The sequence below is a fragment of the Brakhagea slesvicensis genome (assembly GCF_052161625.1).
GTDB lineage: Bacteria > Planctomycetota > Planctomycetia > Pirellulales > Pirellulaceae > JBKCUI01.
In genome coordinates, this window is record NZ_CP197412.1 from 1,787,735 (window position 1) to 1,801,846 (window position 14,112).

Genomic DNA, 14,112 nt, shown 5'->3' on the forward strand with positions numbered 1-14,112 from the left:
CACAAGGGCTGAGGACATTCCAGGCTGTAATGTACCTTGTTGACTGAGCATTGTTGACTGAGCATTGTTGATCAGGACTCGTAGCTGGAGCATTGATTTTACCCATGCGAGGGTTTGTTAGCTGTCTGTTCCTGGCTGCGATGTATTTTGCGATTGGGTCAACTCCTGCGGTGTTGGGAATTGATTGGGCGAAGAAGGACAAAGAGTTTGCGTCCTCGATCCAGCCCATTTTGAAGCAAGCCTGCTTGGACTGCCATAGCGGGGCGGAAGCAGATGGCGGATTGGCGCTCAGTCATTTCCAGAGTGCCAAGTCGATTTTGAAGGAGCGGTCGACGTGGCAAAAGGTGCTGCAGCGTATCGAGCTTGGAGACATGCCCCCTCAAGACGCGACACCACTTGAAAAGGAAGCCAAGCAGAAGCTGATTGATTGGATTCAGTCCACCATCAACGACATCGCATGCGGCTTGACCCCAAACCCTGGGAGCGTCACCCTTCGTCGACTCAACAAGGTCGAGTATCAGAACACCATTCGAGACTTGCTGGGTATCGAATACAAACCGGCCTCTGGGTTTCCGGGCGATGACGTCGGTTATGGCTTCGACAATATTGGGGATGTGTTGGCGTTGCCCCCCATCTTGATGGAAAAATACGTTCGCGCGGCCGAAGAGATTTCCGAACAAGCCATTATGGCTCCCGAGCCGGGACCGGTTTACGAGTCGATTGTCAAACTATCGGATACCGAACCTCAGGGGGGAGGGAAATACGATGGTAGGCAGTTGCTGTTCTATTCGAATGGAAAGATCAGCTTCCAAGAGTCGCTCCCCTGGCGAGGAGCCTTTCGTATCGAGATGGGGCTGAGTGGCACGCCTGCAGGAGACGAACCGCCGAAGCTCCGAGTCCTGATGGATGACAAAAAGGTAGGTGAAGTCTCCGTCTCGACCGAACCGAAAGGAAACTTGCAGACTTATGCGATGGCGATCAAAGGGACGGGCAAGAAGACTCAAACGATCACGCTCGAGTTCTTCAATGACTTTTATATCGAAGCCAAAGATGGGAAACCGGCGCAGGATCGCAACCTCTCCATTCATGACGTGAAGGTGCTTGGACAGAAAGCGCCTACCCCTCTCGTCGAAGCCACGCTACCAGAAACCCATAAGAGACTGGTTCGTTCGAAGCCCGATGTAGCGACCAGTGTTTCGCAAGCGGCTGAGGCATGCCTGCGACCGATTGCCAGTCGCGCTTTTCGCCGTCCCATCAAACATGACGAATTGAAGCGGCTGGGAAAGCTGGTTGCCGATACGGTGGAATCGGGGGAGAGTTTCGAAGGGGCCTTGCGAGTGGGATTGCAAGCCGTCTTAGTCTCCCCTCACTTCCTGTTCAAAGTGGAATCCCCTGCGTTGAAGAAGGGGAACGAGTATCCGTTGCTCAACGACTTTGAATTAGCGACGAGATTGAGTTACTTCCTCTGGAGCTCGATGCCCGACGCTGAATTGTTATCGATTGCGAACCAAGGGAAGCTTCGCGAGCCTGCCGTATTGAGAAAGCAAATCCAGCGCATGGTCGCCGACCGGCGAGCGGCAGAGTTTGTCGAGAACTTTGCGGGTCAGTGGTTGAATCTTCGAAAACTGGAGCAGTTTCAACCGAACCAGAATCTGTTTCCTCAGTGGGACGATGAGATCCGAGTTCTGGCACGGAACGAGACCTATCATCTCGTGTTGCATTTGCTCAGGCAAGACGAGAGTGTCATGCGGTTGCTCGATGCGGACTACACGTTTGTGAACGAGAAGCTAGCTCGCTTCTATGGGATTCCCGGCGTAGATGGAGAGCAATTTCGGATGGTTTCCACCAAGGGTCAAAAGCGAATGGGGATACTCACCCATGCGTCCGTGCTGGCGGTGACCAGCAATCCCACGCGAACCAGCCCGGTCAAACGTGGTAAATGGATTCTCGATAACTTGCTCGGAACACCACCTCCTCCAGCTCCACCTGGCGTGCCTGAGCTAGAGAAGACCGAGTTGACGGGGACGCTGCGCCAACGCATGGAGCAACATCGCGCGGATCCGGGATGCGCGGGCTGTCATAAGTTGATGGACCCGTTGGGGCTTGCATTGGAGAACTATGACGCGATCGGACGATGGCGTACCCATGAACGAGGCGAGCCGATCGATACCACTGGGGAGTTGCCTAGCGGGGAGGTTGTGAAAGGTCCAGGAGACTTGATCCGTAACTTGAAGGAGAAGAACGCATCGACCTACGCGCGATGTGTCACGGAGAAGCTGATGACGTACGCACTCGGCCGAGGGCTTGAGTATTACGATCGCTGCGCAGTCGACAAAATCATGGTCGCGGCTGGAAAAGATGAGTATCGATTCACAACGTTGCTATACGAGATCGTTGCGAGCGATCCATTCCAACGAAAAGGGGAGAGGGACGAGCTATGAGTCGAAAAAGGATACCGAGACGGACCGTGATTCGTGGGATTGGGACCGCGATTAGTTTGCCGTTGCTCGATGCGATGATCCCGACGGTCCGAGCCTCCGCGTCAGTGGAAATCCCCAAAAGGATGTTATTCTTTATGGTTCCCAACGGGGCTCACATGCCGGCTTGGACCCCCACTGAGGATGGCACCGACTACAAACTAACTCCGATCCTCGCTCCATTGGCAAAGCATCGCGAATATGTTTCGGTCTTCACCGGACTGACGTTGGATGGAGCGCGAGACCATGGCGATGGAGCAGGGGATCATGCCCGGAGCGGGGCGGCATTCTTGACAGGTGCCCATCCGAAGAAGACCGGCGGAGCTGATATTAAGAATGGTATCTCGGTCGATCAGTTCGCTGGTGCAGCGATTGGTAATAAAACCCGTTTTGCAACGTTGGAGTTAGGAACAGAGGGTTCCGCCCAATCGGGGAACTGCGATTCGGGCTATTCGTGCGCTTACTCGAGCAATTTGGCTTGGCGAACTGAGAATAGTCCTTTGGCCAAAGAACATGACCCGGCATCTCTCTTCGAACGGATGTTTGGATCGGGAGAGAAGGTCAGCGATAGAACGAACCATTCCGAGCGAACCGCCCGTCGCAAGAGTGTGTTGGACTTTGCATTGGAGGATGCCAAGTCGCTGCAAAGGGAGTTGGGGGCGGCGGACAAGCGGAAACTGGACGAATATCTTTACGCCATTCGAGATGTCGAGAACCGGTTGGTTCGCAATGACAAATTGCAAATGGGAGAAAACGGCGTCCCCCAATACCCGCGTCCTGCGGGTATCCCTCGAGATTGGAGCGAACATTGCAAACTGATGCTCGATCTCACCGCATTGGCCATTCGAAGCGATGCGACCCGTATCCTTTCTTTTATGTACCGAAACGAGGGAAGCAACGCGGGCTATCCCAACATTGGCGTTCCTGAGGGTCACCACGATCTTTCCCACCACGGAAAGAGCGCCGAGAAGCAAGAGAAGATTCAAAAGATCAACACCTTGCACATGGAGCTCTTCGCTTACTTGCTTGATCACCTCTCCGGGGTCGAGGAAGCAGAAGGGACGCTGCTGGACCATTGCATGATGGTCTATGGAAGTGGTATCTCGGATGGTGATCGTCACAATCACGACGACCTCCCGATTGTGTTCGTAGGGAAGGCAGGCGGGAAGATTCGCAAGGGAGGTCATTGGCGTTATCCGAAGAACACCCCTCTCTGCAACCTGTACCTGTGGATGCTGCAACAATCAGGAATTGAGACCGAGCGGTTTGGCGATAGCAAAGAACCGATCTCGATCCCTTCGTAGATGGTCGAGTTTGTTGAACGGTGGTGGACGACCCTTCTGCGTTAGAGGATACGTTTGGGTGGGACCAAGGCAGTTGCGGCGAGCAATCCACCTACCAGTGACATGGCGACCAAAACCATGCCGTAGGCGAAGTCGATGCCTTGGAGGGTCTCTCGTTCTTGCAAGGCCGAAAGGGATCGATAGCCCAGAGAGCCCGGCACCAACAAAATCATTCCAGGCGCTTGGGGAACCATGGCTGGTCGATCCCGTAGTCGCGCATAGAGATTGCTTCCTGCACCGACGACAATCGCCCCCGCGAACGAACCGACTTCGATACCGAATCTTTCGCCGAGCAATCTGGAAGTGAGGAATCCGGTCCAGCAGACCGTCAAGACGACCAGCCACTGCGAGACGCGAACGCGAAACAGGATTGCAAAGGTGACGGGGGCTACCGCGATCGCAAGCCAATTGCACCAACCGGGGAGCGGGAGGGCTTGAACGGGTGGGATGCGAACCCCCTGCATCAGCTTCCACGCGATGGCCACTCCGAGGAACAACGTCAGGAGGGTGACGCATGCGCCAGCCAATCGAGCGACTCCAGCGGATAAATGGCCGACGGCTAGTTCTGTGAGCGCGATCGTTAGCGTGAAACCGGGTAGTAGAATCACCAGCGAAGCGAGCGTAACCAAGCGATCGTCGAGCGGCGTGACCCATTTGGAAACGGAGATTGCCGACATCGCCGCGACGAAGCCAGCTACAGGGAACAGCAGTCCGGATTCCCATTTCATCCAAGCATGCAATTCTTCCAAGCAGGCGATAGCCAACCCGATCAGACCCGCTGCGACGACTTCCGGAAATCCTCCTCCGAAGAAGATCGCGATGGACACGCATCCGATGCTGCATGCGAGCGCGGTGAGAGACGACGAATACGGTGGACGTGCGGAGGCGGCTTCTTCGAGTTCTCGTCTCGCTTGCCCAACGTCGATTTGGCCGGCTTCGAGGCGTTCTAGTGTCTCGTCAAAACGAATGAGTTTATCAGCATCCACGATACCCGAATCGACACGGCGCATGTACGTCCTCTCGCTGCTTCCTTCACCGAGGGAAGCGATCAAGGCGGTCGGCGTGTACAAGAACACGCTTTGAATGCCGAGTGACTTCGCCACTTTGGTCATCACTCTCTCCAAACGATGAGAGGGAGTACCATGCTGATGAAGCAGTTCAGCAGTTCGAATGAGAAACTCGTCCGTGGATCCCGATTGGGGACTATTTTTGAGACTTGGCATAGTGTCGACAGCGCATCAGTCGAATCTCCAACCGCTGCCGAGTGCTTCCTTTTGGATCTCCGTCAGGGACCCTATTCCCTGCTTGGCCAACGACAAGAGCGAATTCAATTCTGCATCGTCGAAGGTCGCTTCTTCTCCTGTTCCTTGGATCTCGATGAATCTCGAAGAGCCTGTCATGACGACGTTCATATCGACATCCGCGATGACATCCTTCGAATAATCCAAATCGAGAGTCGGAACGCCGTGGACTATTCCAACGCTAATCGCGGCGACGCTGCTGCGCAACGGATATTGTTCTCGTGGCACGTCTGCAAAAACGGAGTTGACCGCATCGACGAGCGCGATGAATCCACCCGTGATGGCGGCAGTTCGGGTGCCGCCATCGGCTTGGAGAACGTCGCAATCGATAGTCAAAGATCGTTCACCGATCTTTTGCAAATCCGCAACCGCGCGAAATGAACGTCCGATCAGTCGTTGAATTTCGGTCGTTCGTCCATCCACTTTGCCTGCTCGCTCGCGCGACTTCCTCGGCGAAGTACTCCCAGGGAGCATATTGTATTCGGCTGTGATCCATCCCTTTCCTTTCCCCACCATCCAGTCGGGAACTCTGTCTTCCAGCGATGCCGTGCAGAGTACGACCGTGTCGCCGCAACGGTAGAGAACACTTCCAGGAGTCTTGTTGGTGAAATGACGCTGGACGGTTACCGGGCGGAGTACTTGTTGTGACATCGTTAGGTTGTTTTGAACCGAGGCTTGATGGATCGCTAGTTCATAAGCTTAACGACTCCATGCGTTCGTGGTATCGCTGATTGGTAAACAAAAAACGGCACGAAGGATTTCTCGCTCCGTACCGTTTCGCAACGTTTCGCAACCTACTTATGGTTTCCGAAATCTCAAAAATCCGCCGTGGGGATGTGCTTCACATTTTGTCCGGCAGCCTCCGGAATAACGATCTCTTTCGCAACCTTCTCGCCCGGCAAGATATCCATCTCCTGCTCGACAGCATTGAAGATCTGTTTGCCACTGAAGAAGTTCGGAATCTGAACCCCGTCGTATCCGTTGATTCGGACCTTGTACTTTCCCGGAAGCAATCCGCTCTCGGGGGTATCTTCGGAATTGAACTTCCCGTCCTTCACCATGTACATCCGCAGCTGACCATTCGATATCGATACGTCTGGTGTGAAACTGATATCGCCAGCTGGGATCGGCTCTCCCTTGAAAGTGATCGTTCCAGAGATTTCCGTAAGCGCGGGTGTGCCAGGCCCGCAGCCTAGCAAACCCATCAACATGAACAAAGCGATAAGTCGGCTCATTACTGCTCCCAATCCGATCCGAGTACATTGCCATCCGAAGGCGTGCACGCCAGGTTGAATGTGGTGACATTAATATTGGCTGCAATCATCCGAACACTTCCATCCGCCAAGCTCGCTGTCATGACGCCATTGTGCATCGCTTGAGGCCGACGCCAATCGCATCCGGTTTCGAACGTACCATTTTGGATCCCACCGGGATTCGGAACGCCGTTGAATGGATTTCGGAAGGTTGGGTCGGTACGAGGGCCAGGACCAGCTGCGAAGTTAGCAGGGTTCCGAAGGGTCGCATTGATTACCGGGCAGTCCCACCAGGTATATCCCGCGTTGACTTCCGTGGCAGAACCATTGTTGAGGGTCAAGTCGGCCGCAGCGGGTGCACCATCGATCCAAGGCGAAAACGTGGCGTGGCGGCCTCCTCGTGCCCAAATGCTGAATGTAAACGACCCCGTACCCAAGTTCGGAGTTTGCCCTCTTCTGGGGAAGTCATGTCCATAGCAGGCAGCCTGTCTCTCTACCGTGAGGATGGTGTTGCTCAGCCCATCGGAAATCGTTGCGAATTTGCCCGCAAGTCGTGTGGGATGTCCTCGCTCGAATCCAGCACTGCAGGCTTGGGCGTTGATTGCATACGTTGTACCACCGTAAGGTACTCCACCCACGCTCGTCCGAGTCGCGTGCGAGGTCAAGGCACGTCCGGTGAAACCCGCCGCGTTCAAGGTACTATCGTCAGGGCAGGCGAACGAAGGGACTTTCCCTGTTCGAACTTCAAAGCTGATTCCATTGGCATTGCTATAGAGCGCGTTCTGCTCAATGTACGGCAGAAGCTGGAAGTGTGCGGACCCAAGCGACGTTGGGCGCTGACCGGATGCTCCCGTCGTCGCGCCCGCTACAAACGTCCAAGCTGGCAGAGCTTTGTAGGCGCTTTCAAAGTTGTGACAGGCCAACGCAATTTGCTTCACGTTGTTCGCGCACTGCATGCGCCGCGCTGCAGCCCGCGCAGACTGAACTGCAGGTAACAACAACCCGACCAGAATTCCAATGATTGCAATGACGACGAGCAGTTCCACCAAAGTGAACGCTCGAAGCGACTTGCTTCGCAAACGAGTCATAATCGTAACCCTTGTAAAATTGCAACGAGGGCCCAAACAGAGCCATCTAATATCCATTACCAGGCTCAGAATAGCCGTCTAAGATCCACAGCACAAACCAGTGTTGCCGATTTTTGCAAATTTGCATTAACAATCTGATTAATCACCAAAACAATATATTATGCGCGTTTAAACACCTTTACGTCAAAACCATCCAACTAGGTAATCGGGACGGAATAGAGACCAATCATTCGCGTGGAGAAAATAAAAACGGGAGGCCGAAGCCTCCCGTCGAATCGAATGGGGTAGGTATGTTTGTCGAGTCGTTAGCCGACCTTGGGGATCTCGAACCCTTCTCGCTGGACGCGAGCTTGCATGGATGCGGCGAGTTCATCCCCTTCGATCTTCTCGGTAGCCGGATTCCACTTGATCACTCGGTTGAGGCGGGCAGCGATGGCGGACAAGTGACACATGTTCATGGTTTGAAGGTGGGAGTAAACGTCCGAGACCGGCAGACCACCTTCGCGAATACAGGTATAGAAGTTCTGTTTGTGTCCTTCGAACTTCTTGCTCTTATAGAGGTTGACCAAGTCTTCTGGGGTGAACGCATCTTTGTCCCAGTTCTCTTCAATAGGCTGACCTTCGATTTTTTCACGATTGACGAAGACGCGTCCCTTGGAGCCTTCGATGAGAAGCCCGTTTCGGCCTCGGCTGGTCACAACGATCTCCAGTCCGTTGGGCATCTTGTGGATGATATTGAAGTCATGGGAGGTGTTGTACTGGTTGTCGACGGTCGGGTTACCATCTTTGAACTCCACGGGGTGCTTAGCATCGCGACCGTCGATTTCGACCGGGCCCGTTCCTTGCTCGGTGAGATTGGCTGCCCATAGAGCGATATCGATGTGGTGAGCTCCCCAATCGGTGAACTTGCCTCCGGAGTACTCGTACCACCAGCGGAATTCGTAATGGCATCGCTTCTCCAAATAGTCCACTTTCGGCGCTTGTCCAAGCCACATGTCCCAATCAAGTTGGGCAGGTGGAGTCGCCTTTTCAAAGGGACCGCCGGTCGGACTGCCGTTGATGCCGCAGGTGATACGCTTTAGATCTCCCAGCAACCCTTTCTGTGCCATGTTGACGGCGCGGAGAAATCGATCTTTGTCGGATCGCTGCTGAGTACCGACCACAAAGACTAGTTTGGGGTTGGCTTTGCAAGCGGCGCGAATAAGGAGGTTTTCTTGCAATGTGAGGGTGAGCGGCTTTTGACAGAAGACATGCTTGCCCGCTTGCAGCGCTTCGATGGCGATCTTGGTGTGCCAATGGTCTGGTGTAACGATGCTGACCACTTCGATGTCTTTGCGATCAAGCAACTGCCGGTAGTCTTTGTAAGCGTCTGCCTTTCCTTTGCCGATCTTGTCATCGGTGCGAGCGCGATCCATGTGATTGGCATCGACATCGCAAACCGCGACAATGTCACCGAAGTTTGCATGGCCGCGTGCATCGCCTGTTCCCATGCTACCGACCCCGATGCATCCGATCTTGAAGCGGTCATTGGGAGAGGCATACGTCGCATGGGCAGCGGTATGGAAATAGGGGACTGCAGCCACGCCTGCGCTCGCAGCGGCGGCTTTCTGAATAAAGGAACGGCGAGACGATTGAGACATGGAGGATTCTCCGACAGGAAGCGTAGAACAGGACAATACAGGATTCGCTATTTTGGCTGGGAAACTCACCAAAGGGAAGAGGCAAGGGGAATTAGACCGCAATTCCTCGTCTGATCAGCCCCATCAACTTTCAATCGATTTCTGATCGCTTGAGATAGCCAGCCTCGCGGTCCTCTGTCAAACTATCGGTTTTCAACGAACGAGGACTTCGCAATGACAAACGCTGGCAGTGAAAACAACCGCTTGGAGGGCTTGATCCAGGCGATCAATAACGACGATCATGTCGCGGTCGATCAGTGGATCCGCAGCGAGCGATTCACTCTCGTCGCGCTCGCCTCCGACGAAAACGATGAAGACGCCCTCTCGGCCTTGGTCGTAGAGACCGAAGAGTTTCCTGCCGTCGTCGCCTTCATGGATAGCGAAGCAGCACAAACGTTTGTCGATTCGATCGCGGATCAAATTGAAGGGGAGTCGGTCGACTTGTTCGAAGTCGACGGCGAGTCCCTGCTCCGCCCCATGTCCGAAGAGTTCGGATTGTTGATCAATCCGGAATCCGACGAAGCAGTTATGGTCGAACCTGGCTTGCTCCATTCCGAATGCGGATGCGATGGGGAATGCGACGGATCCGAGGAAGAAGAGCAAGATGGTTCTGCCTCTTGATGAGATTGAGTTTCCACAGGATGGTTCCGAAACGGAAGCCACCCTGCCACCCACTCAATCAACAACCGACCCCCTTCCCCCCCGGCGGGATGTCGTTCTCGAAGTTTGCGAAGAGCATTCGGGAAAGCGCATCGATTTGTTCATGACTCTCAAGCTGGATGGGTACAGTCGCGTGTTCCTGCGTCGCTTGATCACCGAGGAGCAAGTCTCGGTGGATGGTCGGCCTGTGAAGCCTGCGTTCAAGGTATTTGCTGGGCAGAAGGTCGCCATCGATCTGCTCCCGCCCCCTCCGACCGATGGACCGATCGCGGAAGATATCCCGCTCGATATCCTCTATGAAGACGAAGGGATGGTGATCATCAACAAACCGGCAGGGATGGTGGTCCATCCTGCAAAGGGGCATTGGTCAGGTACGCTCACCGCCGCACTCGCTCACCACTTCCAACAACTGAGCGATGCGGGAGGCTCAACGCGTCCCGGAATCGTTCACCGGCTTGATCGTGACACAAGCGGCGTGATTGCGATCGCGAAGACCAATGAAGTGCACTTCAAGCTCAGCGCTCAATTCGAAGCCCGCGAAGTGACCAAAACCTACATAGCTATCGTTTCTGGTTCGCTGGATCGGGATCGAGATTGGATCCATCAGCCGATCGGTCACCATCCCTACCAGCGAGAAAAGATGGCGATTCGATCCGGGCATCCATCGAGTCGCGATGCGTCTACCTTTTTTGAAGTGAAAGAGCGATTTCGCGGTTACGCTTTGCTGGAGGTTCAGCCTAAGACGGGACGAACACATCAGATCCGATTGCACTTGGCCCATATCGGATGTCCCGTCCTGTGCGATCGTCTCTATGGGGGCCATGCACAAATCACGCGCGGGCAGCTGCTGCGCCGTGTCGCGCAAGGTCTCCCTCCGCGACCAGGTGATGACACGATCGAGATGGAACGCCAAGCGTTACACGCCTACCAGCTCGAATTTGCGCATCCAAAGACAGGGCAACCGATGCGATTCAACGCTCCCCTTCCGCCTGATTTCGAAAGCGTGTTGCGAGTCCTTCGCGAAGGCCAATAGGCCCGTCGACGGATAATCCCGCCGTTTGCCAGAATGGAAGCATTCTCTCCATTCTGATCGTGCAGCACCTGCTCGATCTCCATCACCATGCGAGGGGTGAGCTGCAACAAAAAAAGGCCGCCCGTTTAGGCAGCCTTTTGATGATGCTGTTTGCAGCCGGTCCGACTAATCGTTCAAGTTAACCACTTCGCCACCAGCACGGCTTCCAAAGGATTGCCACGCTACGAAGTCTACTCCATCAGACTGGAACGAGACCGATCCGTCCGCACGGCAAATGTTCACGCCACCGGTATGGTAGCTGGATGCCGCCATGTGCTGCTGGGAGTTTGGAACACCGCCCACCGTCGCATTGGAGGAGCAATTGTAGCGCTGTTGTGCAACGGTTTGAACCCGCTTGTTCCAGTTTGGGGGAAGCGTGTGGGTATAGGTGGTATTGTTCGGAGCAAAGTAGTAATACTTCAGTCCCGTATCGAGGAATACGCTACCGGAGCTGGCGCCGGGCATGCACTCGGGAACGGTTCGTCCATCGAGAAGCTGCAAACCAGTGTAGGGTGCAGAACCTCGAAATGCAGTGGTGTTGTTGTTGATGCTGATGCTCGTGCTTCGCATCACCTCTGCGAAAAGGGCGGTGTTGCTAGTTCCGTCGCTAATCTCGCCAAACGTTGGTCCACGCATGATTTGGTTGGTCGGTCTCGACTTGGAGAATACCCCATCAAGGGACAGACCATTGAATGTCGCTCCACCAAACAGGTTCGCTCCACCCATGCACCCGTGGTAATTGAGGCGTCCATAATTGGTTACGCGCTCAGCGGATCCGTCGGATGGACAAAGGAAGCTTGGCACCTCCGTCACCCTCGCAGCGGCATTGGCATTTGGCTTGGACGGAAGGCTAAGGTCGATAGGTGTATCGCTCTCAACGTTGTAGTCCAAGTCGAACAAGGAATAAGCAGCTGTTTGCTCGAAGTAAGGCAGCAAGGCCACTTGCAAGCTTGCTGCAGAAGTCCGGGCAACCGGTCCACCCGACGAAGGAAAGACCTTCGTGTGAATGATGGGCGGAAAGTACTTGAGAGCACTTTCATGGTTCATGGCCGCAAGCCCAAACTGTTTCAGGTTGTTCTGGCACTGCATCCTTCTTGCAGCCTCGCGAGCCGCCTGGACAGCAGGAAGCAATAAACCGACTAGAATGCCGATGATTGCAATAACCACCAGCAATTCGACTAGTGTAAAACCCTGTTTCCGTCTGACGCTCATTTGAGGTGTAACCTTTAAGGAAAAGTTCGATCGCCGGCCTGATCAAAGCCAGGTCATGCAGCGTATTGTAACCGAGCGTGAAAAAGACACAAAGAAAAACACTCTAGTTTGACGGTCCGGTGCGTCCGTTCATGCAGAGCATAGGAGAAGGTGCGATACTGCAGGTAAATCGGTGTCCAACGATCGCCTGTTTCGTGTCGCGTATCTTCGTTCAACGCAATCCATCAAAGCGGTGATTCGAGTAGCTTTGTACCTTAAAAAACGGACTATTTTTTCGAATTTTATTGTTGAAAATAGTTACTGCAAATTTCTTGATTTTCCTACGAGCCTTTTTTAGGCTATGCAGTGCGACTATTGATTTAGGCACCGAAGAAGCAAGGTAGGCGGGAAGACTCATGAAATTATCCACGAGCGCCTTAGTGTGGGCATTCGCACTGTTATTCGCTGGGTGGCACTCGCTCGAGTTGCGAGCGCAAACGTGGGAAGGAGATACGCAGGAGGACTTTTTATCTCCTTTCGCGGGCAAATATCTCTGGGACAATGGCAGTAACTGGCTAGGTGGCGCTGCTCCCGGCGACAATGGAACGGCTACTTTCTCATCGCTGGTTCCAGGCAACAGTGCGGAGGTAACGGTTTTTAGTAACACCTCCGTTGGTTCCGTGAGTTTCGCCAGCGGTGCCGCAGCTTTCACACTGGCGCCCTTCCCAACCGGTACCCTAGTACTAAACGGAACGAGCGTTGGAGGACCTGCGAGTTTTTCGAATGCCAGTTCGAACACTCAGACTGTCAACACCGGAACTTCTTTTGCTGGAACCGGAACCAAGACGATTACGAACTCAGGCAGTGGGGCGTTGTTGTTCGGCGGTAACGTCGCCAACAGCTCCAGCTTCTTGACTATCAATAAGACAGGAACTGGCGCGATCACATTCAGCGGTTCATTAACCAGCAATGGCGGTTTGGCCATTACGAATTCCAATACGGGCAGCGTGACGATTGGTAACGCGACGGTTTCGGGCTCGACCGTATCGGTCGGAGGATCTGGTAACACATCGTTCACAGGGACTTTGACGAACTCAGCGGGCCTTCTGACGCTGACCAAGGCAGGTGCCGGGACGTTGTCGACGAGCGGCATCTCCAGCGCAGCGGGTGTTTCGTTGTCGAACACCGGTACAGGCGCGACCACGATCGGCAGTATCACCAATTCCTCCGGAAACGTTTCGATTTCGAACTCGGCAGCTGCAACGTTGAACGTTGGTGCGATTACGGGTGGCGGGAACTTGCAGATCACGAATTCGGATGCGACAGGTGTTGTTCGTCTCAACAACAATGTGGGCGCGTCGACCGTATCGTTTTCCGGTGGAGGACGTGTGGAAGTCGCTTCCGGAGTAACCGTCAGCGGAACGACCGCTGTATCGGGTGCAGGTTCCTCGCTGACCGGGCTTGGTTCATTCGGTAACTCGGTTGTGATTCAAAACGGAGGTACCTTGAATCCTGGGATTGGTTCTGTTGAAGGATCGCTCGCATTCAACGGTGGGCTCGCTTTTGACTCTGGATCTACTTTCTCTTGGGACTTGGTCAATGAAACGACCGGTTTCGATTCGGTGGTGGTCTCGGGTGGTTCTGGGCTTTCGATCAACAGTGGAGCGACCTCGGTCCTCAACATCTCGAATGCAATCACGGAGTCCTTTTGGAACACCAACCAAAGCTGGAACGTATTCACCGGAACTTTCGCAGCTCCAGGCAGTGTCTTTGGCAACATCACTTTGGCAGGTGCAGCAGCACCGGATGCCTCCAAGGGCTTCTTCACTTGGACCTCCAGCACCAACGGTGTGACACTCAATTTCACCGCAGTCCCAGAGCCTTCCTCGATGGCTTTGCTTGGATTGGCAGGGGTAATCGGGGGTGTTTATGCTCGCCGACGCAGCAAGCTAACCAAGAGTGCAACGGTTGCTTGCTAACCCTCACGAGCCTACGGCGATTTATAGGATCGCTTGAACGGATATCGAGAACGGCCCCTTGCGGGCCGT

The 14,112-nt window shown here is 54.3% G+C and carries 11 protein-coding genes; 5 read left to right on the top strand and 6 right to left on the bottom strand.

Annotation, left to right across the window (positions count from 1 at the left end; all coding sequences use genetic code 11):
- Positions 1-104 precede the first annotated feature (104 nt).
- Together SH467x_RS06960 and SH467x_RS06965 are read left to right on the top strand one after the other, a co-directional pair.
- Positions 105-2,441: a DUF1592 domain-containing protein gene (locus tag SH467x_RS06960; protein ID WP_482370550.1), complete on the top strand. Its 2,337-nt coding sequence runs from the start codon at positions 105-107 to the stop codon at positions 2,439-2,441.
- Entirely contained in the window at positions 2,438-3,781 is a 1,344-nt protein-coding gene (locus SH467x_RS06965; protein WP_482370551.1) for a DUF1552 domain-containing protein, read from the top strand. Before SH467x_RS06960 ends, SH467x_RS06965 begins: the two co-directional genes overlap by 4 nt.
- Positions 3,782-3,822: 41 nt before the next feature.
- Here the strand turns inward: SH467x_RS06965 and SH467x_RS06970 are convergent, their stop codons facing one another.
- The 5 genes from SH467x_RS06970 to SH467x_RS06990 form a co-directional block, all read right to left on the bottom strand.
- A complete protein-coding gene (locus tag SH467x_RS06970; protein WP_482370552.1) occupies positions 3,823-5,043 on the bottom strand; it encodes a threonine/serine exporter family protein in 1,221 nt (406 codons plus the stop codon).
- A 15-nt stretch (positions 5,044-5,058) separates the two neighbouring features.
- A complete protein-coding gene (gene rph, locus SH467x_RS06975) occupies positions 5,059-5,772 on the bottom strand; it encodes a ribonuclease PH (RefSeq protein ID WP_482370553.1) in 714 nt (237 codons plus the stop codon).
- 164 nt (positions 5,773-5,936) lie between these two features.
- Positions 5,937-6,356: a hypothetical protein gene (locus tag SH467x_RS06980; RefSeq protein ID WP_482370554.1), complete on the bottom strand. Its 420-nt coding sequence runs from the start codon at positions 6,354-6,356 to the stop codon at positions 5,937-5,939.
- Entirely contained in the window at positions 6,356-7,462 is a 1,107-nt protein-coding gene (locus SH467x_RS06985; protein ID WP_482370555.1) for a DUF1559 family PulG-like putative transporter, read from the bottom strand. The genes SH467x_RS06980 and SH467x_RS06985 overlap by 1 nt, the downstream gene beginning before the upstream one ends.
- Before the next feature lie 305 nt (positions 7,463-7,767).
- Positions 7,768-9,102, bottom strand: a complete 1,335-nt coding sequence (locus SH467x_RS06990; protein ID WP_482370556.1) for a Gfo/Idh/MocA family protein — start codon at positions 9,100-9,102, stop codon at positions 7,768-7,770.
- 213 nt (positions 9,103-9,315) lie between these two features.
- Here SH467x_RS06990 and SH467x_RS06995 point away from each other — a divergent pair, with 213 nt between their 5' ends.
- Positions 9,316-9,762, top strand: coding sequence for a hypothetical protein (locus SH467x_RS06995; RefSeq protein ID WP_482370557.1), 447 nt, complete (start codon positions 9,316-9,318; stop codon positions 9,760-9,762).
- Positions 9,746-10,834: an RluA family pseudouridine synthase gene (locus SH467x_RS07000; RefSeq protein WP_482370558.1), complete on the top strand. Its 1,089-nt coding sequence runs from the start codon at positions 9,746-9,748 to the stop codon at positions 10,832-10,834. Before SH467x_RS06995 ends, SH467x_RS07000 begins: the two co-directional genes overlap by 17 nt.
- Positions 10,835-10,999: 165 nt before the next feature.
- Here the strand turns inward: SH467x_RS07000 and SH467x_RS07005 are convergent, their stop codons facing one another.
- Complete coding sequence (locus tag SH467x_RS07005) at positions 11,000-12,085, bottom strand: DUF1559 family PulG-like putative transporter (protein ID WP_482370559.1); 1,086 nt, start codon at positions 12,083-12,085, stop codon at positions 11,000-11,002.
- 395 nt (positions 12,086-12,480) lie between these two features.
- Here SH467x_RS07005 and SH467x_RS07010 point away from each other — a divergent pair, with 395 nt between their 5' ends.
- Positions 12,481-14,043, top strand: coding sequence for a beta strand repeat-containing protein (locus SH467x_RS07010; RefSeq protein WP_482370560.1), 1,563 nt, complete (start codon positions 12,481-12,483; stop codon positions 14,041-14,043).
- Positions 14,044-14,112: the final 69 nt, after the last annotated feature.

Excerpts from the sequence above, each read along its gene's own strand:
- SH467x_RS06960 (WP_482370550.1), top strand. The coding sequence starts at position 105 with ATGCGAGGGTTTGTTAGCTGTCTGTTCCTGGCTGCGATGTATTTTGCG.
- SH467x_RS06970 (WP_482370552.1), bottom strand. The coding sequence starts at position 5,043 with ATGCCAAGTCTCAAAAATAGTCCCCAATCGGGATCCACGGACGAGTTT.
- SH467x_RS06995 (WP_482370557.1), top strand. The coding sequence starts at position 9,316 with ATGACAAACGCTGGCAGTGAAAACAACCGCTTGGAGGGCTTGATCCAG.
- SH467x_RS06965 (WP_482370551.1), top strand. The coding sequence starts at position 2,438 with ATGAGTCGAAAAAGGATACCGAGACGGACCGTGATTCGTGGGATTGGG.
- SH467x_RS06985 (WP_482370555.1), bottom strand. The coding sequence starts at position 7,462 with ATGACTCGTTTGCGAAGCAAGTCGCTTCGAGCGTTCACTTTGGTGGAA.
- SH467x_RS07005 (WP_482370559.1), bottom strand. The coding sequence starts at position 12,085 with ATGAGCGTCAGACGGAAACAGGGTTTTACACTAGTCGAATTGCTGGTG.
- SH467x_RS06990 (WP_482370556.1), bottom strand. The coding sequence starts at position 9,102 with ATGTCTCAATCGTCTCGCCGTTCCTTTATTCAGAAAGCCGCCGCTGCG.
- SH467x_RS07000 (WP_482370558.1), top strand. The coding sequence starts at position 9,746 with ATGGTTCTGCCTCTTGATGAGATTGAGTTTCCACAGGATGGTTCCGAA.
- SH467x_RS07010 (WP_482370560.1), top strand. The coding sequence starts at position 12,481 with ATGAAATTATCCACGAGCGCCTTAGTGTGGGCATTCGCACTGTTATTC.
- rph (WP_482370553.1), bottom strand. The coding sequence starts at position 5,772 with ATGTCACAACAAGTACTCCGCCCGGTAACCGTCCAGCGTCATTTCACC.
- SH467x_RS06980 (WP_482370554.1), bottom strand. The coding sequence starts at position 6,356 with ATGAGCCGACTTATCGCTTTGTTCATGTTGATGGGTTTGCTAGGCTGC.